Origin of the sequence: Rhizobium glycinendophyticum (assembly GCF_006443685.1) — a bacterium.
GTDB classification, from domain to species: domain Bacteria; phylum Pseudomonadota; class Alphaproteobacteria; order Rhizobiales; family Rhizobiaceae; genus Allorhizobium; species Allorhizobium glycinendophyticum.
Genome location: NZ_VFYP01000001.1, coordinates 842,965 through 867,977 on the forward strand (window position 1 = coordinate 842,965; position 25,013 = coordinate 867,977).

The 25,013-nt window shown below is 63.3% G+C and carries 23 protein-coding genes; 17 read left to right on the plus strand and 6 right to left on the minus strand.

Translation table 11 applies throughout. From position 1 onward, the window contains the following. Positions 1-21 precede the first annotated feature (21 nt). Positions 22-318 carry a co-chaperone GroES gene (gene groES / locus FJQ55_RS04050; RefSeq protein WP_062276043.1) on the minus strand — a complete coding sequence of 99 codons (297 nt, stop codon included), beginning with the start codon at positions 316-318 and terminating at the stop codon, positions 22-24. Positions 319-468: 150 nt separating this feature from the next. On the opposite strand from groES, the gene chrA reads away from it, so the two are divergent. From chrA to FJQ55_RS04085, 7 genes are all read left to right on the plus strand, one after another. Further along, positions 469-1,824: a chromate efflux transporter gene (chrA, locus tag FJQ55_RS04055; RefSeq protein WP_140826415.1), complete on the plus strand. Its 1,356-nt coding sequence runs from the start codon at positions 469-471 to the stop codon at positions 1,822-1,824. Positions 1,825-1,921: 97 nt separating this feature from the next. Then, complete coding sequence (locus FJQ55_RS04060; RefSeq protein ID WP_140826416.1) at positions 1,922-2,770, plus strand: TIGR01459 family HAD-type hydrolase; 849 nt, start codon at positions 1,922-1,924, stop codon at positions 2,768-2,770. Between the two features lie 13 nt (positions 2,771-2,783). Beyond that, complete coding sequence (locus tag FJQ55_RS04065; RefSeq protein ID WP_140826417.1) at positions 2,784-3,764, plus strand: bifunctional riboflavin kinase/FAD synthetase; 981 nt, start codon at positions 2,784-2,786, stop codon at positions 3,762-3,764. Positions 3,765-3,856: 92 nt separating this feature from the next. Further along, positions 3,857-4,096, plus strand: coding sequence for a BrnA antitoxin family protein (locus FJQ55_RS04070; protein ID WP_140826418.1), 240 nt, complete (start codon positions 3,857-3,859; stop codon positions 4,094-4,096). A gap of 246 nt (positions 4,097-4,342) precedes the next feature. Further along, positions 4,343-7,246, plus strand: a complete 2,904-nt coding sequence (gene ileS / locus FJQ55_RS04075) for an isoleucine--tRNA ligase (protein WP_140826419.1) — start codon at positions 4,343-4,345, stop codon at positions 7,244-7,246. A 136-nt stretch (positions 7,247-7,382) separates the two neighbouring features. After that, complete coding sequence (locus tag FJQ55_RS04080; RefSeq protein ID WP_140826420.1) at positions 7,383-8,015, plus strand: hypothetical protein; 633 nt, start codon at positions 7,383-7,385, stop codon at positions 8,013-8,015. A gap of 67 nt (positions 8,016-8,082) precedes the next feature. Then, the gene (locus FJQ55_RS04085; RefSeq protein ID WP_140826421.1) at positions 8,083-8,565 is read left to right on the plus strand and encodes a GNAT family N-acetyltransferase; all 483 of its coding nucleotides are present in this window, start codon (positions 8,083-8,085) and stop codon (positions 8,563-8,565) included. Between the two features lie 18 nt (positions 8,566-8,583). Here FJQ55_RS04085 and FJQ55_RS04090 read toward each other — a convergent pair whose 3' ends face one another. After that, positions 8,584-8,904 (minus strand): hypothetical protein, encoded by a 321-nt coding sequence (locus FJQ55_RS04090; protein ID WP_140826422.1) that lies wholly within the window; start codon positions 8,902-8,904, stop codon positions 8,584-8,586. Beyond that, positions 8,901-9,356 carry a nucleoside deaminase gene (locus tag FJQ55_RS04095; protein ID WP_140826423.1) on the minus strand — a complete coding sequence of 152 codons (456 nt, stop codon included), beginning with the start codon at positions 9,354-9,356 and terminating at the stop codon, positions 8,901-8,903. The genes FJQ55_RS04090 and FJQ55_RS04095 overlap by 4 nt, the downstream gene beginning before the upstream one ends. 69 nt (positions 9,357-9,425) lie before the next feature. On the opposite strand from FJQ55_RS04095, the gene FJQ55_RS04100 reads away from it, so the two are divergent. The 3 genes from FJQ55_RS04100 to FJQ55_RS04110 are packed head-to-tail and all read left to right on the plus strand — an operon-like array spanning position 9,426 to position 12,871. After that, positions 9,426-11,402 (plus strand): pseudouridine synthase, encoded by a 1,977-nt coding sequence (locus FJQ55_RS04100; protein ID WP_140826424.1) that lies wholly within the window; start codon positions 9,426-9,428, stop codon positions 11,400-11,402. Positions 11,403-11,408: 6 nt separating this feature from the next. Further along, on the plus strand, positions 11,409-11,969 hold the full coding sequence (gene rsmD, locus FJQ55_RS04105; protein WP_140826425.1) for a 16S rRNA (guanine(966)-N(2))-methyltransferase RsmD: 561 nt from the start codon (positions 11,409-11,411) through the stop codon (positions 11,967-11,969). A 26-nt stretch (positions 11,970-11,995) separates the two neighbouring features. Then, complete coding sequence (locus tag FJQ55_RS04110) at positions 11,996-12,871, plus strand: patatin-like phospholipase family protein (protein ID WP_140826426.1); 876 nt, start codon at positions 11,996-11,998, stop codon at positions 12,869-12,871. A gap of 106 nt (positions 12,872-12,977) precedes the next feature. Here the strand turns inward: FJQ55_RS04110 and FJQ55_RS04115 are convergent, their stop codons facing one another. Continuing rightward, entirely contained in the window at positions 12,978-14,801 is a 1,824-nt protein-coding gene (locus FJQ55_RS04115; RefSeq protein WP_140826427.1) for a monovalent cation:proton antiporter-2 (CPA2) family protein, read from the minus strand. A gap of 122 nt (positions 14,802-14,923) precedes the next feature. Here FJQ55_RS04115 and FJQ55_RS04120 point away from each other — a divergent pair, with 122 nt between their 5' ends. The 6 genes from FJQ55_RS04120 to lpxK all read left to right on the plus strand — a co-directional run bounded on the left by FJQ55_RS04120 (position 14,924) and on the right by lpxK (position 20,721). Further along, positions 14,924-16,270 carry a TldD/PmbA family protein gene (locus FJQ55_RS04120; protein ID WP_140826428.1) on the plus strand — a complete coding sequence of 449 codons (1,347 nt, stop codon included), beginning with the start codon at positions 14,924-14,926 and terminating at the stop codon, positions 16,268-16,270. A gap of 16 nt (positions 16,271-16,286) precedes the next feature. Then, positions 16,287-17,078: a 3'(2'),5'-bisphosphate nucleotidase CysQ gene (locus FJQ55_RS04125; RefSeq protein ID WP_246085018.1), complete on the plus strand. Its 792-nt coding sequence runs from the start codon at positions 16,287-16,289 to the stop codon at positions 17,076-17,078. 61 nt (positions 17,079-17,139) lie between these two features. Further along, positions 17,140-17,376: a DUF4170 domain-containing protein gene (locus tag FJQ55_RS04130; RefSeq protein WP_140826430.1), complete on the plus strand. Its 237-nt coding sequence runs from the start codon at positions 17,140-17,142 to the stop codon at positions 17,374-17,376. A gap of 148 nt (positions 17,377-17,524) precedes the next feature. Then, complete coding sequence (gene waaA / locus FJQ55_RS04135; protein ID WP_425467523.1) at positions 17,525-18,844, plus strand: lipid IV(A) 3-deoxy-D-manno-octulosonic acid transferase; 1,320 nt, start codon at positions 17,525-17,527, stop codon at positions 18,842-18,844. A 19-nt stretch (positions 18,845-18,863) separates the two neighbouring features. After that, positions 18,864-19,571 (plus strand): HAD family hydrolase, encoded by a 708-nt coding sequence (locus tag FJQ55_RS04140; protein WP_140826432.1) that lies wholly within the window; start codon positions 18,864-18,866, stop codon positions 19,569-19,571. Between the two features lie 109 nt (positions 19,572-19,680). Beyond that, positions 19,681-20,721, plus strand: a complete 1,041-nt coding sequence (gene lpxK, locus FJQ55_RS04145; RefSeq protein WP_140826433.1) for a tetraacyldisaccharide 4'-kinase — start codon at positions 19,681-19,683, stop codon at positions 20,719-20,721. Here lpxK and FJQ55_RS04150 read toward each other — a convergent pair. Next, a complete protein-coding gene (locus FJQ55_RS04150) occupies positions 20,718-20,948 on the minus strand; it encodes a DUF2093 domain-containing protein (RefSeq protein WP_140826434.1) in 231 nt (76 codons plus the stop codon). The two genes, lpxK and FJQ55_RS04150, sit on opposite strands and share 4 nt — an antisense overlap. 87 nt (positions 20,949-21,035) lie before the next feature. After that, a complete protein-coding gene (mutL, locus tag FJQ55_RS04155) occupies positions 21,036-22,904 on the minus strand; it encodes a DNA mismatch repair endonuclease MutL (protein ID WP_140826435.1) in 1,869 nt (622 codons plus the stop codon). A 278-nt stretch (positions 22,905-23,182) separates the two neighbouring features. On the opposite strand from mutL, the gene FJQ55_RS04160 reads away from it, so the two are divergent. Next, positions 23,183-24,883 (plus strand): response regulator, encoded by a 1,701-nt coding sequence (locus FJQ55_RS04160; protein ID WP_140826436.1) that lies wholly within the window; start codon positions 23,183-23,185, stop codon positions 24,881-24,883. The last annotated feature ends 130 nt before the right edge of the window (positions 24,884-25,013 follow it).

A 25,013-nucleotide genomic window follows, 5' to 3' on the forward strand; every position in this document is an offset into this window, starting at 1 on the left:
AAGAGGGGTATCAAGCTGAAATCAGCCGATGATGCCCATGATGTCGGCTTCCTTCATGATCAGCAGGTCGACGCCATCGAGCTTGACCTCGGTACCGGACCACTTGCCGAACAGAACGCGGTCGCCGACCTTCACGTCGAGGGCAACCTGCTTGCCGCTTTCGTCGCGGGCGCCCGGGCCAACAGCGATGACTTCGCCTTCAGCCGGCTTTTCCTTGGCGGTGTCAGGAATGATGATGCCGCCCTTGGTCTTTTCTTCAGACTCGACGCGCTTGACGACAACGCGATCGTGCAGCGGACGGAAATTGGTGCTTGCCATTGTCTAATCCCTCGATCAAATGACACTCGCGACCCCGGAAGGGCATCGCATCGGAATTTGTTAGCACTCGCCCTCGGGGAGTGCCAGCGAGGCTGAGATAAGAACAGGCTCGCGACGAGTCAAGCGCGCTCGTGAAAAAAGGGATGGTGCATGCCGGCGAAATCAACCGACATCCACGGCAGCAAAGTCTTCAGCGTTCCCCTGTCTTCGCCCTCTCTCGCCGAACTTGTTTCAGTCTTTGCCCGTATCGGCTGCCTCTCCTTCGGTGGACCGGCCGCGCAGATCGCGCTGATGCATCGCATCTGCGTCGAGGAAAAACGCTGGATCGACGAGGATCGATATCTCCACGCCTTGAACTACTGCATGCTGTTGCCGGGTCCCGAGGCCCAGCAGCTTGCGACCTATATCGGCTGGCTCCTGCATGGCGTGCGCGGCGGCATCATTGCCGGACTGCTCTTCGTGCTGCCAGGCTTGGCCGTCATCCTTGGCCTGTCGGCCACCTATGCCGTGTACCAGGAAGCAACGCTGGTGGCGGGCCTGTTCTTCGGCCTCAAGGCGGCAGTGCTGGCTATCGTCGTCGAGGCGGTCATCCGCATCGGAAAAAGGGCCCTGAAGACTTCTTTTCACCGGAGCCTTGCTGCCGCAGCCTTTTTCGCGCTGTTCTTCCTGTCTCTGCCGTTCCCGCTCGTCGTGCTGACGGCGGCTCTTGCTGGCTTGATTCATGCGCGAGTTACCAAACCGGCGGCGACCGTGATCATGGTGGAGGGGACGGTGCGCCCGCCCTTGGCTCGCCAGATTGCGGTGTTCGCGTTTTGGATCCTCCTGTGGCTGGTGCCTCTCCCCATCCTCTGGCTGGTGCTCCCTCAGACCGCTTTGCCGGATATACAGGTCTTCTTCTCGAAGATGGCGCTCGTCACCTTCGGCGGCGCCTATGCCGTACTTGCCTATGTCGCCCAGGTCGCTGCCGATCATTATGCGTGGCTGAAGCCCGGCGAAATGCTCGATGGTCTGGCGCTCGCCGAAACGACCCCCGGGCCCCTGGTTCTCGTGCTTTCCTATGTCGGCTTCCTCGCCGGCTTTCGTCAGAGTGGTGCGCTCGATCCGCTCGTCGGTGGGCTCCTCGGCGGCCTCATCGCCGCCTGGGCCACCTTCATTCCCAGTTTCGTCTGGATCTTTGCAGGCGCTCCCTACATCGAGCGCCTGCGCGGCAATCGCTTTTTGAGTGCGGCACTTTCAGCGATCACCGCCGCCGTCGTCGGCGTCATCCTCAATCTTGCCATATGGTTCGCCCTGCATGTCGTCTTCCACACTGTGGAGCCGGCCAGCCTGCTGAGCCTCGGATGGCTGAGGCTGTCGATGCCGCAACCGGTCTGGGCCTCGCTCGACGTTCCGGCGTTGGCGATCGCCGTCCTCTCAGCCGTGATGATCTTTCGCTTCCATTTGGGCGTCGGCAAGACGCTGATCGCAGCCGGGATGCTCGGTCTCGCCGTTCGCTTTCTACTCTAGTCGGCGCAGCAATTTGCCCCGCTCTCGGCCAGACCCCTTGCCTTGCCGCCTATCCTTTGCCATGTCACCGGGCACGAACTTCAAGTCAGGAACCAAGATGGCCCGCAGCATTTCCACCCTCGGCGACGTCACGGACAGCTATGACGTCATCCTCTGCGACGTCTGGGGCGTGCTGCACAACGGCATCGACGCTTTTCCGCTTGCCGGAGAAGCGCTGACGGCGGCGAGAAACAAGGGCCTCACGGTGGTCCTCATCACCAATTCGCCGCGGCCCGCCATCGGCGTCATTCCTCAACTGCGCGCTATCGGTGTGCCGGATACGGCCTATGACCGCATCGTCACGTCCGGCGACGTCACCCGCACCCTGATTGCCGCCGGCCCGAAGAAGGTCTTTCTGCTCGGCCCGGCACGGGACCTGCCCTTGTTCGATGGTCTCGATGTCGAGGTCGTCTCGCAGGAAGAGGCCGACTGCGTCGTCTGCACCGGGTTCTTCGACGACGAGGTCGAGCAGCCGGAAGACTATCGCGACATGCTGACCGATTTCGTCGCCCGCAAGGTGCCGCTGATCTGCGCCAATCCGGATCTCGTCGTTGAGCGCGGCCACCGCATTATTCCCTGTGCCGGTGCCGTTGCCGCCTTTTATACGGCGCTCGGCGGCGAGACCCGCATTGCCGGAAAGCCGCATACGCCGATCTATGAGGCGACACTGGCTGCGGCCCGTGAGGCACGTGGCGATTTCGACAAGTCGCGTGTGCTGGCGATCGGCGACGGCATGCCGACCGACGTCAAGGGCGCCGTCGATGCCGGCCTCGACCTTCTCTATATCTCCGGCGGCATTCATGCTGCGGATTATGCGGTGAACGGCCTGACCGACGAGGGCGCGCTTCATGTCTTCCTCGACCGGGAAAAGGTTGCCCCGCAATACTGGATGCATCGGCTGGCATGAGGCACGGGCAGACATGACGGTTTTCCATCGCAACGAAAAGAGGGAGCCGCTGCCAGCCATTCTGCGCGGCGGCGTGGTCGCCATCGGCAATTTTGATGGCGTTCATCGGGGTCATCAGGCGGTGCTGCGCCGCGCTCTGGAGCGGGCCGAAAGCCTCGGTGTTCCCGCAATGGTGCTGACCTTCGAGCCGCATCCACGCTCTGTCTTCAACCCGGACAAACCCGTCTTCCGCCTGACACCACCATCGCTGCGGGCCCGCATCCTCGAGGCCATGGGCTTCCAGTCCGTAATCGAATATCCCTTCGACCGTGAATTTTCGCAGCGCTCGGCCGAGGATTTCGTCCAGTCGATCCTGGTCGATTGGCTCGGTGCCCGTGAGGTCGTCACCGGCTTCGATTTCCACTTCGGCAAAGGCCGCGAGGGTGGTCCCGCCTTCCTCATGGAAGCCGGCGGTCGCCATGGCTTCGGCGTGACACTGGTCGATGCCTTTCGTGACGAGGGCGGCGAGGTTATCTCCTCCAGCCGCATCCGTGGCCTCCTGGCAGAAGGCGACGTCACCCAGGCGGGAGGGCTCCTCGGCTATCGCTTCACCGTGGAAGCGGAGGTGATGAAGGGCAAGCAGCTTGGTCGCACGCTGGGCTTTCCCACCGCCAACATGCATCTGCAGCCGGAGGCGACGCTGCGGCCCGGAATTTATGCCGTGCGCTTCCGCCGCCCCGACGGCATCATCCGCGACGGCGTCGCAAGCTTCGGCTACCGCCCGACGGTCACCGACAACGGCGATCCCTGGCTTGAAACCTTCGTCTTCGATTTCTCGGGCGACCTCTATGGCGAGATCTGCTCGGTCTCCTTCTTCGGCCATCTGCGCGACGAGTGGAAATTCGATGGCCTCGACCCGCTGGTCGCTCAGATCCGCAAGGACGAGGAAGAGGCAAGGGCGCTTCTGTCGGGTGTCACGGCGATCGGCGAGCTGGATATGAAGATTGCCTTCTGACGGCTGTCGCGCGCCAATACATCTTGACGCCCAGTGCGCACTGCCGCCTAGTGCAGCCAGAAAATTACTCGATACAGCCCGAAAGGCATCTCATGGCTACAACACCGCGCAGACCCGTCAATGCGAGGGATGCAGCAGAAGCGCTCTTCAAGCCGGCGCCAAAGCCAATTGCCCCGGCCGTCGAGCGCCGCGCCCCGCCGCAGGTGAAGGAACTGGTCTCGATCAAGCTCGACAGCGCCGTCATCGAGCATTTCCAGAAGGACGGCCCGGGCTGGCAGGACCGCATCAACGACGCCCTTCGTGCGGTCGTCGAGGCGGAGAGCGGCGAGTAGGAAGCTACGCACGGCGCCTCATCTTGCCCCTTCCTTTCGCCGCGAAAAACCCCTAAAGAACGCGGCCATGACGTATCTTTCGGCGGCCCGGATCATTCGAATTATTGGCCCGGCCCTCCCGGCGGCTTGAAGAGCTGCGGGAAGGTCCGGGTTTTTGGCGTTGGGTTAGAAGCCCGGCGCCCGCTTGCCGCCAATCCATGACACAATTCCGCGACCGACCAGGTCGCCCCATCCGATGGCTGATCCATGACCGATACCCCTGAAAAGATCGACTACTCCAAGACGCTCTATCTGCCCGAGACCGAGTTCCCGATGCGCGCCGGCCTTCCCCAGAAGGAGCCGGAAATGGCGGCGAAGTGGAAGCAGATGGGTCTCTACAAGCGCCTGCGCGCCTCGGCCGCCGGCCGCGAAAAATTCGTCCTGCATGACGGCCCGCCCTATGCCAACGGCAACATCCATATCGGCCATGCGCTGAACAAGGTCTTAAAGGACGTCATCACCCGCTCCTTCCAGATGCGCGGCTTCGATTCGAACTACGTACCCGGCTGGGACTGCCACGGCCTCCCGATCGAGTGGAAGATCGAGGAAAAGTACCGCGAGAAGGGCAAGGACAAGAACGAGGTCCCGGTCAACGAATTCCGCAAGGAATGCCGCGAATTCGCGCAGGGCTGGATCAACATCCAGGCCGAAGAATTCCGCCGCCTCGGCATCGAGGGTGACTTCGACAATCCCTACACCACCATGGCCTTCCATTCGGAAGCCCGCATCGCCGGCGAACTCCTGAAGATCGCCATGTCCGGCCAGCTCTATCGCGGCTCCAAGCCGATCATGTGGTCGGTCGTCGAGCGCACGGCGCTGGCTGAGGCGGAAGTGGAATATGCCGAGGTCGAAAGCGACACGATCTGGGTGAAGTTCCCGGTAGTCGAGGGCGCCGCAGATCTGAAGTCGGCCGCCGTCGTCATCTGGACCACCACCCCCTGGACCATCCCGGGCAATCGCGCGATCTCCTACTCCTCAAAGATCGAATACGGCCTCTATGAGATCACGGAAGCCACCAACGACTTCGGCCCGCAGCCGGGCGAAAAGCTGATCTTCGCCAAGCGCCTTGCCGAAGACGCGGCCACCAAGGCCAAGGTGACCTTCAAGCTCGTTCGTGATGTGACCGCCGCCGAACTCGGCGCCATCACCTGCGCCCATCCGCTCGCAGACCTCGGCTACACCTTCGCCGTCCCCATGCTCGATGGCGACCACGTCACCGATGATGCGGGTACCGGTTTCGTCCACACGGCCCCGTCGCATGGTCGCGAAGACTTTGAAGCCTGGATGGCCAATGTCCGCGCTCTCGAAGCCCGCGGCATCGACACCAAGATCCCGTTTCCCGTCGATGACGCCGGTTTCTACACGGAAGACGCCCCCGGTTTCGGCCCCTCGGCCGAAGGTGGTGCAGCCCGCGTGCTCGACGACAACGGCAAGAAGGGCGACGCCAACAAGCGCGTGATGGACGCTCTCATCAAGGCCAACAACCTCTTTGCCCGTGGCCGCATCAAGCACGAATATCCGCATTCCTGGCGCTCCAAGAAGCCGGTCATCTTCCGCAACACGCCGCAGTGGTTCGTCTATATGGACAAGACGCTGGACGACGGCACGACGCTACGCACACGCGCGCTGTCTGCCATCGACCAGACCCGCTTCGTGCCATCAGGTGGCCAGAACCGCCTGCGCGCCATGATCGAGCAGCGCCCGGACTGGGTGCTCTCGCGTCAGCGCGCCTGGGGCGTGCCGATCTGCGTCTTCGCCGATGCCGAAGGCAATGTGCTGAAGGACGAGAAGGTCAACGCCCGCATCCTCGAAGCTTTCGAGAAGGAAGGGGCAGACGCCTGGTTCGCCGAAGGTGCCAAGGACCGCTTCCTCGCCGGCGAGCACGACGGCGAGAAGTGGCAGATGGTGACCGACATCCTCGACGTCTGGTTCGATTCAGGCTCGACCCACACCTTCACCCTCGAAGACCGCCCCGACCTGAAATGGCCAGCTGACGTCTATCTGGAAGGCTCGGACCAGCATCGCGGCTGGTTCCATTCCTCGCTCTTGGAAAGCTGCGCCACCCGCGGCCGCGCGCCCTACAATGCCGTCATCACCCATGGCTTCACCATGGCGGAAGACGGCCGCAAGATGTCGAAGTCGCTCGGCAACACGGTGACACCGCAGGACGTCATGAAGGAATCCGGCGCAGACATCCTGCGCCTCTGGGTCATGTCGACTGACTATGCCGAAGACCAGCGCCTCGGCAAGACGATCATCCAGACCAACATCGACGCCTATCGCAAGATCCGCAACACGATCCGCTGGATGCTCGGCACGCTCGCCCATGACAAGGGTGAGGAGATCGCTTATGCCGATCTGCCGGAACTCGAAAAGCTGATGCTGCACCGCCTGGCCGAACTCGATCAGGTCGTCCGCAAGGGCTACGACGAGTTCGACTTCAAGCGCATCGTCCGCGCTCTCAGCGATTTCGCCAATGTCGAGCTGTCGGCCTTCTATTTCGACATCCGCAAGGACACGCTTTACTGCGACGCACCGTCCAGCCTGAAGCGCCGCTCGGCCCTCTTCGTCATCCGCAAGCTCTTCGACTGCCTGGTCCTCTGGTTTGCACCGATGATGCCGTTCACGACGGAAGAGGCCTGGCTATCGCGTGATCCGAAGGCCGAGTCGGTCCATCTTGAACAGTTCCCGACAGTCCCGGCCGACTGGTCGAACGAGGCCGTCGCCGAGAAGTGGAAGGGCGTTCGCGCCGTCCGCCGTGCGGTCACCGGTGCTCTCGAAATCGAGCGCAAGGAAAAGCGCATCGGCTCCTCGCTCGAAGCCGCCCCGGTCGTCCACGTCGCCGATCCCGAGCTCTTGAAGGCGCTCGATGGCCTTGACTTCGCCGAGATCTGCATCACCTCCGACATCTCCGTTGTCGCAGGTGAAGGTCCGGCGGAAGCCTTCCGTCTCGACGATGGCACGAAGGTCGCCGTCGAGCCGAAGCCGGCCGAGGGCACGAAATGCGCCCGTTCGTGGAAAATCACCAAGGACGTTGGCTCCGACCCTGATTATCCCGAGGTCTCGGCCCGCGACGCCCAGGCCCTGCGCGAGCTTGCGGCGCTCAACTGAGGAAATATTACCGGATGATTTGCGCTTTCGTGGGTCATCCGGTAAAACTGCCTGAAATTGGCCGAATTCCACCGGCAGCGGTGGGGAGGAAATATTCGGCGGCACAGATGAACTGCGGCGAGGCTGGTAGACATTCATGAAATCGGCATATCTGTTCAGAGTTGGCCTTGGCATGGCTGGACTGCTTGGCGTGACTGTTGGCCTCTCCGGCTGCGTCGGCGGGCCGACCTATGGCACAGACAAGACTGCCATGGAGCAGCTGGCGGATGACGTCGGCACGGCCGTGTCGATCGCCCCGCGCGAGCCTGCCAACAAGGGCACGAAGTACAACCCGCGCCCGTCGCTCGTCCTGCCGCCCGGCGGCACGCAGACGGCAGCGCTCGTTGCCCCGCAGGCCTCCGTTGCCAACCGGGAGAACAATCCGGAATGGGCAGAATCCCCGGAAGAGGCGCGTGAGCGCCTCGTCGCCGAGGCCGACGCCAATGCCGACAACCCGCGCTATCGTTCGCCGTTGCTCGCCGGCTACGGCACCTCGGGCACGATGACCGAGACGCAGAAGTGGCAGGCTTTCCGCGAAGCCCGCAAGCTGCAGAAGGGCGCCTATCTGGACCAGCGCCGCCTTCTGTCGGATCCGCCGACGGAATATCGTCAGGCCGAAGAGGCAACTCTGACGGATCTCGGCGAACCGGAACTGAAGAAGGAAAAGCGTCGCAAGAAGGCGGCCAAGGCCGCCCAGCAGACCAGCTCGTGGTGGATGCCCTTCCAATAAGCGGCTTTCCAGTACAATCGATCAGGCAGGGCGCAAACGCCCTGCCTTTTTTCTTTGAGGTTCCCCGATGTCCTTCACCATCCGCCCCGCAACGCCTGATGACGCCGCCACCATTCTCGGCTTCATCACCCAACTCGCCGTTTATGAGAAGGCCGGTCACGAGGTTGAGGCGACCGAAGAGACAATCCGTGCATCCGTCTTCGGCAAGGGCTCCGTCACCGAAGCGGTGATCCTTGAAAGCGACGGCAAGCCGGCCGGCTTTGCCGTTTGGTTCTACAATTACTCCACCTGGCAGGCGAAGAACGGGCTCTATCTCGAAGATCTCTATGTCTCGCCCGATTATCGGGGCTCCGGTGCCGGCAAGCTTCTCCTCAAGCACCTCGCACGGATCGCCGTCGAGAAAGGCTGCGGCCGCTTCGAATGGAGCGTGCTGGACTGGAACGAACCGGCCATCCGCGTCTATGATTCAATTGGCGCCGAACCGCAGACCGAATGGATTCGCTACCGGCTAAGCGGCGACAAACTCAAGGCCTTTGCCGGGGCCGACTAAGCCGCACGCCCGCAGGCGTCATTCTTGCGCGTCGAGCATCCGTGCCAGAAACGCGAGATAAAAGGCCTCGATCCCCGGCCCAATGATCGAGATCCAGATGAGCCCCATGTTGCGATCGGCCGGATCATGGCGCGAGAGATAGGCGACAAGGACCATGGTGGCGGTGATCGCCACCGGGATCGCTGCCACCGCCACGAGCCTCGGCACCTCGCGGTTCACCGCGCCGCTCACGGACCATTGAATCGGCAGCGACCGCCGCTCCGGCGCGATGTTGCGATGACCCCATGCAGCGATCAGGCCCATTGCGATCAGCGAGAGCAGGGGTGCAATCAGGATCATGTTTCTCTCTTCGTCTGGAAAAAGCCTTTGAGCAAATCCGCCGCTTCGGTCTCGCGGATACCCGAATAGACCTCCGGTGCGTGATGACAGGTCGGCTGCGCATAAAAGCGCACGCCGCTTTCCACCGCGCCGCCTTTTGCGTCATGCGCAGCATAATAAAGCCGGCGGATACGCGCAAAGGAAATGGCGGCCGCGCACATGGTGCAGGGCTCCAGCGTGACATAGAGATCGGCATCGACGAGGCGTTCGTCACCGACCGCTTCTGCCGCCCGCCGGATGGCGAGGATTTCCGCATGCGCTGTCACGTCGTTCAGCCGCCGCGTCTCATTGCCCGCTCGGCCCAGGATCTCGCCGTCGCGCACCACAACCGCGCCGATCGGCACTTCGCCGCGTTCGCCGGCGGCCAGTGCCTCTGCGAAGGCAGCGTCCATGAAGCCGTTTGTCTGCGCCATGCCTGAACTTTCCGCTTAACCCGAGCCGCGCGACCTGATACGACAGCCCAAACCACAGGCAAACAACAAATGACATTCAAAGACAAGTCCAAGCGCCCGGCAGGCAAGCCCGCTGAGCGCGGCGGCAAACCGCTCACCCGCAAGCCGGCCGCCAGATCCGAAAGCAAGCCCGCCCGTGCCGCCCGCCCTGAGGCGCCGGCCGGCGACGACGCCATGAAGCCGGAGCGCATCTCCAAGCTGCTCGCGCGCGCGGGCGTTGCCTCGCGGCGCGACATCGAGCGCATGATCATGGAAGGTCGTGTCGCCGTGAACGGCAAGGTGCTGGAAAGCCCGGTGCTCAACGCCACGCTCGCCGACAAGATCGAGGTCGACGGCCAGCCGATCCGCGGCATCGAGCGCACGCGTCTCTGGCTCTACCACAAGCCGGCCGGCCTGGTGACGACCAATTCCGATCCGGAAGGCCGGCCCACCGTTTTCGAAAACCTGCCGGAAGATCTTCCGCGCGTCATGTCGATCGGCCGCCTCGACATCAACACCGAGGGCCTGCTGCTGCTCACCAATGACGGCGGTCTCGCCCGCGTGCTCGAACTGCCGACCACCGGCTGGCTGCGCCGCTACCGCGTGCGCGCCTATGGCGAGGTCGACCAGCCGGCACTTGATGCACTGAAGGAAGGCATTGCCGTCGACGGCGTCCTCTACGGCGCGATCGACGCGACGCTCGACCGCAAGCAGGGCCACAATGTGTGGATCACCATGGGGCTGCGCGAAGGCAAGAACCGCGAGATCAAGAACGTGCTCGGCGCGCTCGGCCTTGAGGTCAACCGCCTGATCCGTGTCTCCTATGGCCCGTTCCAGCTCGGTGATCTGCCGGAAGGCCAGGTGCAGGAAGTGCGCGGTCGCATGCTGCGCGACCAGCTCGGGCCCCGTCTGATCGACGAAGCCAAGGCCAATTTCGACGCCCCGGTCTATAGCCATGGCGGCGTCGAGGTCGAGGACGACGAAGAAGCGCCGAAGAAGTCGGTCCGGCCGGGCAAGGCCGAATGGGGCCGCGATGAACGTCCGGCTGGCAAACGTCCCGATAAGCTCGACAAGAACGACCGCCGTGAACGTGCGCTCGAACGCCTCGACACCAGCCGCAGCGACAGCGGCAAGAAGTTCGGGGACAAGAAGTTTGCCGACAAGAAATTCGGCGATAAGAAATTCGGCGATAAGAAATTCGCGGACAACAATTTCGACGACAAGCCGAAGCGTGCGCCGGCTGCCACCAAGAACCGCACGGCGAATGTCTGGATGGCGCCTGGCGCTCGTCCGCTTGGAGAAAAGGCTGCCGCTGCCCGCCGCAAGCCCGACAACCGCACGGAACGCCCAGTTGATCGCTTCGACGACCGCGAAGGACCGCGCGTCGTCGTCAGCCGCGCCCATGACGACGAGGGCGAATGGATCCGCGCCGACGGACCGGACAAGAAGCCCGGTGGCCGTGATGGTGGTCGTAGCGACAAGCGTGGTGGCTTCGGCGACCGTCCCGGCCGCCGTGACGGCGACGACCGTGCGCCGCGGCGCGAGGGTGCCGACCGTGGCCCGCGCCGCGAGGCCGAAAGCCGTGGCCCGCGCAGTGATGCCCCCGCCCGTGGACCGCGTCGCGATAATGCAGATCGTCCGCCGCGTCGCGACGGAGATGAGCGTGGACCACGTCGGGATTTCTCCGACCGTCCGGCGCGCACCGGTGACGACCGCCCGCGTGGCGAGCGTCCGTTCGGTGACAAGCCTCGCGGTGCAAAGCCCTTTGGTGACAAGCCGCGCGGGCCCAAGAGCTTCGGCGACAAGCCTGCCGCGCGTGCCTATGGCGACAAGCCTGCTGGAAAATCCTTTGGTGACAAGCCGGCTGGCAAGTCGTTCGGCAAGCCCGGTGGCAAACCGGCGGGCAAGAGCTTTGGCGGCAAGCCGGGTGGTCGCCCGGCCGGCGGCCCGCGCTCCGGTGGTCCCGGCGGCAAGCCCGGTGGTGGCAAGCCCGGTGCCGGTCGTGGCGCGCCCAAGGGCAAGAGGTAAGGCCGCATGCGCATTGTTGGTGGCGAGTTTCGTGGCCGTACTCTGGCCACGCCCAAATCCAATGACATCCGGCCGACCGTCGACCGGACGCGCGAAAGCCTGTTCAACATTCTGTCGCACGCCCATCCGGGCGTGCTCGATCGCACCCGCATCCTCGATCTCTTCGCGGGCACTGGTGCCGTCGGGATTGAAGCTCTGTCGCGCGGCTGCAAATCGGCTCTCTTCGTTGAAAACAGTGTCGAGGGTCGCGGCCTGCTCTGGGAAAACATCGAGGCACTTGGCCTGCATGGCCGCGCGCGCATCCTGAGGCGTGACGCGACCGATCTCGGCCCGTCCAGCAATATCGAACCCTTCGACATCGTGTTTGCCGATCCGCCTTATGGCAAGGGTCTTGGCGAGAAGGCGCTCCTCGCAGCCCATCAGGGCGGCTGGCTGGCGCCCGGCGCCCTTGCCATTCTTGAGGAGCGGGGCGATGTTCAGGTGAGCGTCGATCCTGTCTTCGGCTTCATCGAACAGCGCACCTTCGGTGACACGAAAATGTACTTCTTTTCCTATAGGCCCGGCTGACACCGACTGCACGATAGGCCCGCCGCATGGATCAGATCGCCGAGACGCCCATTCCCTCAACCGGCCACAAGGCGGACCCGACCATCGGCCTGGCGCTCGGCGCTGGCGGCGCCCGGGGTTTCTCCCATATCTCTGTGCTCGAAGTCTTCGATGAGCTCGGTATCCGCCCGAGCCTGATTGCCGGCTCGTCGATGGGCGCAATTCTCGGCGCAGGTTATGCAAGCGGTATGAGCGGACGCGACATCCGGGAATACGCGCTTGATCTCGCCGACAACCGCGCCCGTGTCCTCAACATGTTCTGGAGCCTGAGACCCGCGAGCATCCGTGCCCTTGGGGGCTTTCGCATCGGCCAGTTCAACTTGGGGCGCATCCTGCGCACTTTCCTGCCGCCGCAGATCCCGGAGAGCTTCGCAGGGCTCAACATGCCGTTGAAGGTGGTGGCGACGGACTATTATGGTCAATGCGAATTGATCCGCAGCGAAGGTGACCTCTACGAGGCCCTCTCTGCCTCTGCCGCCATCCCGGCACTGTTCGCCCCGGTCACGATCGATGGCCGCCTCATGATCGACGGCGGCATCTTCAATCCCGTGCCTTATGATCACTTGGTCGGGGAGACGGAGCTGCTGGTCGCCATTGATGTCATCGGGGCCCCGGAAGGGGACGGCACCCATGTGCCGAACCGCATCGACAGCCTCTTTGGTGCCTCGCAACTGATGATGCAGTCGCATGTCGCGCTGAAGATGAAGCTCTGCCAGCCGGACATCTACCTCAGGCCCAACGTCAACGGCTTCCGTGTGCTTGATTTCTTCAAGGCACGCCAGATCCTCGAAGCCGCCGACCGGCTCAAGGAGCCGCTCAAGCGGGATCTCTCCGAGCGGATCGAGGACTTTATCCGCCGTTAGGGCAATTCCAGCAGAAGTGCGCAGCGGTTTTGCGTCCGGTCCTGCGTAAAAACAATGAGGTACAGCGTTTTCGCGACTCGAAGAAAAGCTTAAACGCTCTACCCGGTCATTCGCCGGCCACCGTTTCTTCCTCCCTGACGGACTGCACCGGACGCTTCGGCTTGACCAGCGGTTCCGGCTTGACCGGCCGGTTGTGCATCAGGTCGCGCCCGGCCTGGATACCTTCCTGCGCCTGCAGCTTCAACCGCTCCTCGTCGCGGCGACGAATGTCCTCGCCAATCTCATAGGCCTCATCCTCGGAAACTCCCAGCCCCTCCAGCGTCCGGCGACCGAACAGCAGACCGGATTCCAAAGTTTCACGCACCTCGTATTCAACGTCGCGGCTGCGCAGTTCGATGCTGTGCACGCGGTCGTAGGAACGCGCGTAGATCCGCATGTCGGGGCATTCCGACTGGATGAGTTCGACGATCTTGTTGGTGATTTCCTTCTTGTGCGTGCAGACCGCAACGATCTTCGCCTTTTCGATACCCGCGGCCCTCAGCACGTCCAGCCGCGTGCCGTCGCCGAAATAGATGCGGAAGCCGAAGGTCGCCGCCTGACGAACGCGATCGGCGCTGTCGTCGATAATGGTGACGTCCCGCCCGCTCGCCAGCAGGATCTGCGCCGCGATTTGGCCGAAGCGCGAGAAGCCGATCATTAAGACGTCCGAACCGGCGCCCTCGAAATCCTCCTCCAACTCCTCCCGCTCGCTGGTCTCGCGTGCCAGCAACCTTTGGCCAATCAGGGCGGAGAGCGGCGTCAGCGCCATGGACAGTGTGACGATCGAGATCAGCAACGAGGACTGGCCGCTGCTCAGCACTCCAGCCGAAGCCGCGGTGGTGAAAAGCACGAAGCCGAACTCACCGCCCTGCGGCAACAGAAGACTGATCCGCAACGCATCCCGGTGCGGCGATCCCGCCAGCCGGCAGATGGCGTAGAGTGCCGCTGCCTTGACCACCATCAGCACCGGAACGGCGATGGCGATGAGCAGCAGGTTGTCGACGATCACATGCAGTTCCATCGACAGCCCGACCGCGATGAAGAACAGCGCGAGAAGCAGGCCGCGAAACGGCTCGATATCAGCCTCCAACTCATGGCGATACGACGATTCCGCCAGCATCACGCCGGCGAGGAAGGCGCCCATGGCCATCGAAAGGCCTGCAAGCTGCATGACGAAGGCCGCACCCAATACCACGAACAGCGCTGCCGCAATCATCACCTCACGCGCGCCGGTCCGTGCGATCACCTGGAACAGCGGCGTCAGCAGATAGCGCCCGGCCATGATCATGGCAAAGACAGCGCCGATGGCCACGGCAACGCCAATGAGAGGTGACTGCTGCGCCTCACCGCCGGAGGTTCCGAGCACGCTGACCATGGCGAGCAACGGCACGATGGCGAGGTCCTGGAAGAGCAGGATCGAGAAGGAGCGCTGGCCGTAGCGGCTGTTCATGTCGCCATAGTCTTCGAGAAGCTGGAGTGCGAAGGCGGTGGACGAAAGCGCCAGGCCGAAGCCGGCAACCAGCGCGCCGCGCCAGTCGAGGATGCCCGAGGCCATCACGATCCCGGTCAGCACGAGGCCGGTCAGCACGACCTGGCTTGCCCCGAGCCCGAAAATGTCCCGTCGCATGTTCCACAACCGCGTCGGCTTCAACTCCAGTCCAATGATAAAGAGCAGCAACACGACGCCGAGCTCTGCGACGGCGAGAATTTCACCCGATCCCCCGATCAGGTGCAGGACCGGGCCGATAATGACGCCGGCTGCGAGATAGCCGAGAACGGTCCCCAGGCCGAGCTTGCGGAAGATGGGTGCTGCAATGACTGCGCCGCCGAGGAGCAGGAGGGGTTGGGCAAACAGTGCTTCGCTGGCGCCGGCCAAGTTGATTCTCCTCATTCTTTCGTTCGGGGGCAGGGTGTGCTGCAAACTATGTCGGGCTCGTGAACGGGAAAAGCCCGAACCGCACTTGATGCCCCTTCTCAGGCACAATAAATGGAGCGGGAAGGAAAGGCCAAGCCATGCCCCATGAAATTGATTCCGCCAATCTCCTCGAACGCGCCGAACAACTGGTCCAGCTGGCCCTGAAGGCAGGGGCAGAGAAGGCGGACGCGGTGGTCGTTCGTTCACGTTCCAAGGGCGTCAGTGTCCGTCTCGGCAAGGTCGAGTCGACTGAAGCATCTGAAAGCGACGACTTCTCGCTGCGCGTCTTCATCGGCCGGCAGGTGGCAAGCGTTTCGGCCAATCCGGGCTTCGACCTGACGGCGCTAGCCGAGCGCGCCGTCGCCATGGCCAAGGTCTCGCCGGAAGACCCCTATGCTGGTCTCGCCGACGAAAGCGATCTTGCCCGAGAGATCGCTGATCTCGAACTCTATGATCCGACCGACGTCTCCAGCGATAGCTTGCGCGAAAGCGCGCTTGCCATGGAAGACGCGGCACGTTCTGTCGCAGGTGTCAGCAATTCGCTCGGCGCCGGTGCCTCTGCCGGCATGGGTGGTCTGGTTCTGGTCACGTCGCATGGCTTTTCCGGCAGTTATGCCGGCTCGCGCTTCTCCCGCTCCGTCGGCGTCATCGCCGGCGAGGGCACGAAGATGGAGCGTGACCACGATTTCGACAGCCGCCTCTATTTCGCCGAACTCGACAGCCCGGAAGAGATCGGCCGCCGCGCCGCAGAGCGCGCCATTCGCCGTTTGAACCCGCGTCAGGTCCCGACAGCCTCCAATCTCACCGTCGTCTTCGACCCGCGCGTGGCGCGTGGCTTCGTCGGTACGATCGCCGGCGCCATCAACGGTGCCTCGGTCGCCCGCAAGACCTCGTTCCTGCGCGACCGCATGGGCCAGCAGGTCTTGAAGGCTGGCCTCAACATCACCGACGACCCTTTGAAGGTTCGCGGCTCCTCCTCGCGGCCCTTCGATGGTGAAGGCATTGTCGGCAAGCCGCTGACCATGATCGAGGATGGAGTGCTCAAGCACTGGTTCCTGTCCTCGTCCACCGCCCGCGAACTGGGTTTGAGAACCAATGGCCGCGGCGTGCGCGGCGGCACTGCGGTCTCGCCGTCTTCCACCAACCTTGCGCTCGAGCCCGGCGACATCTCGCCGGAAGATCTGATCCGCAATGTCGGCACGGGCCTCTACATCACCGACATGATCGGCCAGGGGGTCGACATGATTACCGGCGAATACAGCCGCGGCGCGAGCGGCTTCTGGATTGAAAACGGCGAACTGACCTATCCGGTCTCCGAGATCACCGTCGCGTCCAATCTCAAGGACATGTTCATGCGGATCACGGTCGCCAACGACATTGACCGCAAGTTCGGCGTGGCTGCTCCCACCCTGGCCATCGAAGGCATGACCCTTGCCGGGCTCTGACGACAGAGCAGGGCCGGTGGACTGGAGCGCCGACCTCACGCTGATCACCGAGGCTGCCCGTGAGGCGGGCAAGGTGGCCTTTGCTCATTTTGGCCAGTCGCCGGAAGTCTGGTGGAAGAATGAGGGCATGTCACCCGTCAGCGCCGCCGACTATGCCGCCAATCGCGTGCTGGAAGAGATCCTTCGCGAGGCCCGCCCGGGCTATGGCTGGCTGTCGGAAGAAACCGACGATGATCCGGATCGGCTGACCCGCGAGACACTCTTTGTCGTGGATCCGATCGATGGCACCCGCGCCTTCCTCGCCGGCAAGAGGACCTGGTGCGTCAGCGTTGCGGTTGTCCACAAGGGCGCGCCCGTCGCTGGTATTCTCGTCGCCCCGGCGCTCGACGAGGAATTCACGGCGATCGCCGGCGGCAAGGCCCTTTGCAACGGTCGCGACATCACCGTGTCCGCGCCGGAGCCGGAGGGACGCCTCAAGATCGCCTCTGCACAGGACATGGTGGCCGGTATCGAAAAGAGCCTTCGTCCGCGCGTCGAGCGCGTCGAGCACATTCCGTCGCTCGCCTACCGCCTGGCCCTGGTGGCCGATGGCCGCATTGACGGCACGCTCGTCAAGCAGAACTCCCACGATTGGGATCTGGCAGCGGCTGATCTGATCCTGTCCCGCGCCGGGGGAGCACTGACCGATCTGGAGGGCAGGGCGCTTGTCTATAACCGTGTCGAGGTGACCCATCCGGTCCTGTGTGCCGCGTCAACTGATCTTCTTCCGCTGCTGCTGAGCAACGTCACCCGGATTCCCCGGAGTTGACCTTTCGGGCGAAATCGCGCAGATGAAGGACCGACAGCAGACCAACGGGAAAAGACGAGACATGACGCCTTCCAGTGAAAACAAGCAGCTTCTCCATCTGGTTTTTGGCGGTGAACTGTCCAACCTGGAAGAGGTGCAGTTCCGCGATCTGGACGCCCTCGACATCGTCGGCATTTTCCCGGACTACGCGAGCGCGCTGGCCGCCTGGAAGGGTAAGGCCCAGGCCACCGTCGACAACGCCCACATGCGTTACTTCATCGTGCATATGCATCGGCTGCTCAACCCGAACGACAAGTAGGCGCCGGACGTACGGCGGGATCTTGGTCGATCCGCAAGGGTCACGTTTTGAACTCAGTCTTCTTGCATCTCTCTGATATTGCGTTGCCCGCCTCCGGAAAGGGCCAAATGGTATTGTCGATCAAGATGAGCAGGTTGATCCGATGGCGCTGAGCGAGGCGCTGGCATCGTTTGCGGTGAAATCCTACAGCTGGTTCGGCGCTGCCGTTTACCCGCTGACCGCACCGCTGCTTGCCTATCGTGCGGCCAAGGGCAAGGAAGATCGCAGCCGGCGCTCTGAACGTCTTGGTCATGCAAGCCTGGAGCGTCCCTTCGGCCCACTGGTCTGGATCCATGCCGCAAGCGTCGGCGAAACCACCGCCGTCATCCCCCTGATGCGCGAGCTGCGCCGCCGCGACATCCATGTGCTCTTGACCACAGGTACTGTCACCTCGGCTGCCGTGGCGGAGAGCCGGCTGGGTGACACCGTTATCCACCAATATGTACCGCTCGACTTCCTGCCCGCCGTCCGCCGCTTCCTCGACTACTGGCAACCGGATGCAGCGATTGGCGTCGAATCCGAGATCTGGCCGACGACGATGTCGGAACTGCGCCGCCGCCACATTCCGCAGATCCTCGTCAATGCCCGCATGTCCGATCGCTCGTTTGATCGCTGGCAGCGCTACAAGTCGGTGGCCGAGGCACTCTTCGGCAAGCTCGCCCTTGTGATCGCCCAGTCCGATGTCGATGCCGAGCGCTTCCGGGATCTCGGTGCCTGGCCGGTGATCGTCTCGGGCAATATCAAGGTCGACAGCGATGCGCCGCCCTGTGAGGAGAGCACGCTCAACCATTACCGGCAGCAGATTGCCGGGCGCAAGACATGGGCCGCCATCTCCACCTTCGAAGGCGAAGAGAAAATCGCGGCCATGGTCCAGCGAGCGCTCAAAGCCCATACCGGCATGCTGACCATTCTCGTGCCGCGCCATCCGGAACGCAGCGACGACATCGAGGCCATGCTGATCGAAAAAGGCCTGACCGTTGCCCGCCGCACCCGGGGCGATGCGATCACGCCCGAGACGGACGTTTTCCTCGGGGATACGATCGGTGAGATGGGCCTCTATCTGCGTCTAACCGAAGTGGCTTTTGTTGGCCGCTCGCTTGCGGCCGAAGGCGGCCAGAACCCGCTGGAGCCGGCATTGCTCGGTTGCGCCATCCTGTCGGGCCCGCAGGTCAGCAATTTTCGCGAAAGTTATCAGCGCCTCGTTCGCAAGGGCTCGGCCCGCATCGTGCGCGATGCCGAAATGCTGGCCAAGGCCGTTCATTTCCTGCTCAACAACGACGTTGCGCGTCTGAAGATGATCGATGCCGGCCATGAGAGCGTCCAGGAAATGCGCGGCGCTCTGACCGCGACACTGAAGGGGCTGGAGCCCTATATCAGTCCGCTCTCGGTGAAGGCCAAGCTTGAGCCGCGCGGCGCAGTCCAGAGCTGATAACACGCCGGGGGGCATAATGAACGATAAGGCCGAGATTGCCGGGATCCTGTTCGACAAGGACGGCACACTTCTCGATTTTGACGCCAGCTGGGGCCCGGTCAATCGCAAGGTTGCCCTGATTGCCGCCGATGGCGACCAAGGGCTTGCCGACCGCCTGCTCATCGCCTGCGGCATGGATCCGGAAACCGGATCGATTGTGCCGGACAGCCTGTTCGCCTCGGCCAATACGCAGGAAATCGCCGAGGGAATGATCACGGCCGGCGCCGTGCTGCCGCTTGAAACGCTCGTGCCGCGCATCGACGACTGCTTTGCCGAGGCAGCGCGTCTCTCCGTGCCGATCACCGAACTCGAGCCGCTCTTTGCCCGCCTGCACAAGCGCGGCCTGCGGCTCGGCATTGCATCGAGCGACAATGAACGCTCGATCCGCATCGCTGCGGAACGGTTCGGCATCCTGCCCTATCTCGATTTCATCGCCGGCTATGACAGCGGCCACGGCAGCAAGCCCCATGCGGGCATGGTGCTCGGTTTCTGTGCGGCAACCGGTCTTTCGCCCGCCCAGGTTGCCGTCGTCGGTGACAACAATCACGACCTGCACATGGGGCTGAATGCGGGTGCCGGCCTGAAGGTCGGCGTCCTCTCCGGAACGGGTTCGCGCGAGACGCTGACGCAGCATGCCGATACGGTGCTGGCTGATATCACGGTGCTCGAAAGCGTGCTTGGCTAATCCTCGCATGCGCTTTTGAATTGCAGGCGCTTGACCATTTCCTGCCGCAATGGTTCTTGTTGCCCGCATGCGGGCTTGGAAGAGTGGCCCCGCCCAAGGCAGGGATGAGATGGTTTCTGAGGCACCGCCCTTCTGGTGGACGTCGATCGGCTGGCAGGCACGATGCCTCGCCCCGGTCTCCTTCGTCTATGGCCGCATCGCCTCGGCCCTCATGCGTCATCGCCGCCGCCACGCGCTGCCAGTGCCCGTGATCTGCGTCGGCAATTTTACGGTCGGTGGCGCCGGCAAGACCCCGACAGCCATTGCCATCGCCCGCGCGGCCAAAGCCAAGGGCCTGAAGCCGGGCTTCCTCAGCCGTGGCTATGGCGGCTCGCTCGATGTCACCACCGTCGTCGATCCCCATCATCACCGTTCCACTGCCGTGGGCGACGAACCGCTGCTGCTCGCCCGCGAGGCGCTCACCGTCATTTCCCGTCGCCGCGTCGTCGGCGCCGACCGCTTGGTGGCCGAGGGTGTCGATCTCGTCATCATGGATGATGGCTTCCAGAGTGCCCGTCTTAAGGTTGACTACGCCCTGATCGTCATCGACAGCACGCGGGGGATCGGCAATGGCCGCGTCGTGCCCTCAGGACCCGTTCGCGCACCCATCGGCGTCCAGATGCGCCACCTGGACGCGATCCTGAAGGTCGGCAAGGGCGATGCCGCCGATCTTCTCGTTCGTCAGGCCGCTCGTTCCGGAAAGCCCGTGATGGTTGCCGAAGTTTTGCCCGCAGACCCTGATGCCTTGAAAGGCAAGACCGTTCTGGCCTATGCCGGCATTGCCGACCCGACCAAGTTTTACCGGACCCTGGAGCACATGGGGGCAGTCATCGTCGACCGGCAGGGCTTCCCGGATCACCATCATCTGGCGGAAGACGAAATTGCCGATCTGATCGAGCGCGCCGCCCGCCAGGGCCTGCAGCTGGCCACGACCGCCAAGGATCACGTGCGCCTGACTGGTGGCCACGGCCGCAGCGGTGAACTCTCGCGACTTTCCCATGTTGTGGATATCGACATGGCCTTTGACGACCCGAAGGCGCCGGACCTGATCATCGAGGCGGCGATTGCCAATTGCCGTCGCCGCAAGCTGGTGGCCGCAATCGAAAACTAGCGCTTCTGGTTGGGCAGTGCGCCTGCGCGCTTTTCGGCCTCGAGCGACGCTGCGGCATCGGCATAGGCCTCCTGGCGGGCGACGCTCCAGTAGCGCAGCTCATCCACCAGAACCGGGCGCCCAGTGATCACACAGGTGACGAACGAACCCGGCGTCAGGATCTGGAAATCCGCATCGAGATAGCGGATCTTGGCTTCGCGGTTGCCGCTGCCTTCGAAACGGTTCATCGGTTTTCTCCTGCGCTGCCTGTCACTGAACTGCAATACAGCGGCCTCCCCGCCTTTTAAAGGGTTCGTTTGTCGCTTTCCAGTGGGTCAGCTGCGCCCGAATAGCCGCTCGATATCAGACAACTTCAGCTCGACATAGGTCGGCCGCCCGTGATTGCACTGGCCCGACCCTGGCGTCTGCTCCATCTGCCTGAGAAGCGCATTCATTTCCTCCACCCGCAACTGCCGCCCCGAGCGCACGGAGCCATGGCAGGCCATGGTCGCAGCGACATGCTCGAGCTTCGCGTTCAGCCGGTCGGCGGTATCCCATTCCGCAATCTCGTCGGCCAGATCACGTACGAGCCCGGCCGTATCCATCTCGCCCAGCATGGCCGGCGTCTCGCGCACGGCGATGGCACCAGGCCCGAAGCGCTCGATGGCGAGCCCCAGTTGCTCTAGCCCTTCCGCGTGGCTCATCAGCCGGTCGCAATCCTCTTCCGGCAGGTCGACGATCTCCGGGATCAGCAGCCCCTGCGATGGCAGCCGTCGACCCGTGAGCGCCTTGCGCATCTGTTCGAACACCAGCCGCTCATGGGCCGCATGCTGGTCGACGATGACGAGCCCGTCCGACGTCTGGGCAACGATGTAATTGGCATGCACCTGCGCGCGGGCAGCACCCAGGGGATAACTGGCGATCGCCTCGACCTGGCCGGCCGGCTGTGCTGAAATAGGCTCACTACGGGCCGTCGGCACGGACAGGCTGTCGAAAGCCGCCTGCGCCACTTCGCCGAAACCGGTCCGTGCCGGGGCGTAAACCGCAGCAGATGCGGCAGAACCGTACCCACCGCCGAATACCCCACCCAGAACCGAAGCCCCGCCGTGCAATGGCCGACTGGGCGATGCATCTGCCGACCAGGCCTGCGCCGGTTGCGGACTAAAGCCTGGTCGAAACGCCCGGAGCATTCCCCCAGCGCCGGTTGTCGATGCCCGGTCGCCCTCCCGCTGCAAGGAGTGCCGGATGGCCCCAATGATCAACCCGCGCACCAGGCCCGGATCGCGAAACCGCACGTCCGATTTTGCCGGATGAACATTGACGTCCACCAGCGCCGGATCAAGCGAAAGCGACAGCACCGCCACGGGATAACGCCCCTGCGGGATGGTCTCCGCATAGGCGCCGCGGATGGCAGACAGGATCTGCTTGTCCTGCACCGGGCGACCGTTGACGAAAGCATATTGATGGGCCGAATTGCCCCGGTTGAAGGTCGGCACGCCGGCAAAGCCCGTCAGCCGCACATCCTCGCGCTCTGCGTCGAGTTCGATCGCATTGTCGCGGAAGTCGCCGCCCAGCACCTGCGCGATGCGCGCCAGATGGTCGTCACCGGTTGCCGGAAGTTCCATGAGCGACCGGTCCGTGCCGGAAAGAACGAAGCGGATAGCCGGAAAGGCGATCGCCATGCGCTTGACGATTTCGGTGATCGCCCCCGCTTCTGCCTTTTCCGTCTTCATGAATTTCAGCCGCGCCGGCGTCGCGAAGAACAGATCCCGCACCTCGACCGTCGTCCCGGGATTGGCCGGCGCCGGCCTGACGTCGCCGACCTTGCCACCGGTGACAGTGATTTCCGAACCGCTGCCCGCCCCATGCGGCCGGCTGGTAATGGTGAGCTTGGCGACAGAGCCGATCGAGGGCAGGGCCTCGCCGCGAAAGCCGAGCGAGCGGATGTCAAACAAGGTGTCGCTGAGCTTGGAAGTGCAGTGGCGGCGGATAGCGAGCGACAGGTCATCGGGCCCCATGCCGCAGCCATTATCGATCACCCGCAGCAGCGTCTTGCCGCCACCGGCGGTCGCGATCTCGATGCGTGTCGCACCGGCGTCGATGGCATTTTCGATCAGTTCCTTCGCAGCACTCGCGGGTCGTTCGATGACCTCGCCGGCGGCGATCTGGTTGATCAGGGTCTCTGACAGCTGCTTGATGATCATCGCTTCATTTTCCGGGATTCGAGGCCTGCAGGAAAGGCCTAATCGCAACCGTCCCCACCACCCTCACCATTAATCCGCCCTTAACGGAATGATTCTAGTTTGACCAATGACTTGAGATGTCTCTCGGCAGGTCTTTTGACCAGAGGAAGAAGGGCACCGCCGGTGTGCCCTTGACCAAACTTCCTCGCCACTTCAAGCGCGACCGGCATGTTCACCGCCTATCATCAGCAGGAATTCAGACTTGTCGCGTCAGCGGCAATGGTCTCAGAGGCAGCAGTGTGAGCGAGTTTCCACCGGCCCCCGGCGACAGAAAGGGACACCAGGGTCCGGATGCGCCGTCGCCCGAGACGTCGCTCGACCTTGCCCTGATGGATGCCGTGTCCGATGCCTTCCAGGCCGCCTTCCTGATCTATGATCGCAATGACGAACTGATTTTCGCCAGCCGCTCGGTCACCAATTTCCTCCCGCTCCCGCCAGAACAATTCCAGCGCGGCAATCGCCTGCGCCGCCTGCTGGAAGCAGCCTATGATCTAGGCCTTCGCGCCGGTGAACCCGAATCCGCAGCTATCAGCCGGGACGAATGGCTGACCCGCCAGATCGCGGCGCACTGGAAGGAGCGCCACGAGATCCAAGCCAGCGAAGACGGCAAGCGCTGGACCCGCTATTCCAAACGTCGTCTGCCATCGGGGCACGGCTTCTGCATCATGACCGACATCAGCGAGCAGAAGCGTCGCGAGGAGCAGTGGCGCGCAGACGTCGAGCGGGTGCAGCTGACCGAGGAAATCCTTGACAATCTGGCGCATCCTGTCTTCGTGCAAGACCGCAATCTGCAGCTCGTCGCCGTCAACAAGGTCTTCTGCTCGGCGCTGTCAATCGGGGCTGACAACGCCCTTGGTGCCGATCTCCGCCGTCTGTTCGATGCCGATCTCGCAGAGAGCCTGCAATCCGTGTCGCGGGATGTGCTCGACAGCGGGATTACAGCTTCCATCACCCAGTGCATGCGCCTTTACGGCGACCCACCGCGTCCGATCCTTGTCCATGTCCAGCGCGTCGGCAAACCGGGTCGCTACTTCGTCGTGGCGAGCCTCGGCGAGGTAGGCGCCACCGGCCTGGTTCCGATCGAAACCCCTTCCTCTGCCGCAGCGCCGCCAGCTTCATCCGAGCTTTCCGTTCGCACCGATCAAAGCCTTGCCGGCCGCAAGGCCTTCGTCGTCTCGGCGGACCCGCGCTTCGAAGCGACGGCTCTCGATATCCTCGAACTACTCGGGCTCGACAGCTGCTGCGTGCGGGGCGAAGAGGAACTCGATGCCTTTCTCGATGCCGCCCGCTCCGTCGGCGTCGTCATCGATCTTGCCGTCTTCGACGTTAAGGCCGATCCGCGATGCCTCGAAATTCTGCAGGCGGCAGAGGTCGATTATACCAGCTTGTCGCAGGAAGATGTTGCCTCTGAACTCGCATTCATCGTGCTTGAGCGTCTCTCCGCGCTGCGAGCGAGGCCCGCACCCGCCGACGATTGGGAGATCGACACGGAACAACAGGCGGCATCCGAAACGCCGCCACCGACTTCGCCCATCCCGCCTCTAAAATCCTCACTGGTTCTGGTGGCCGAGGACAACGAGATCAACCAGATCGTCTTTTCTCAGATCCTTGAGGGGCTGGGATACTCCTATCGGATCTGCGCCGATGGCGAGGAAGTCGTCAGGCTCTGGGCAGAACTCAATCCGGCGATCATCCTGATGGATGTGACGCTGCCGGGGTTGAATGGTTTCGAGGCCGCGCGGCGGATCCGCGAGACCGGACGTAGCCGCGCAGATGCCACGCCAATCATCGGCGTTCTCGCTCAGGCGTTCGACCGTGACCGCGAAGCGTGCTACGCCTCGGGCATGGACGACGTCATCCTGAAGCCGCTGAGCCCGGATATCGTGGAGCAGGCACTAATGGGCCTCGTGCCGCAGGTGGCACGCGCGACAAACGGCTGATGCGGATCAATCGCTCGGCCGCCCTCTGATTTCGTAAATTAGAGGTTCCAATGGCACCCGCAAATGCTTGTCGCTATTATTATATTAATGCTTTAGATCCATTATATCCGCTGTGGAAGGAACCGTAGCA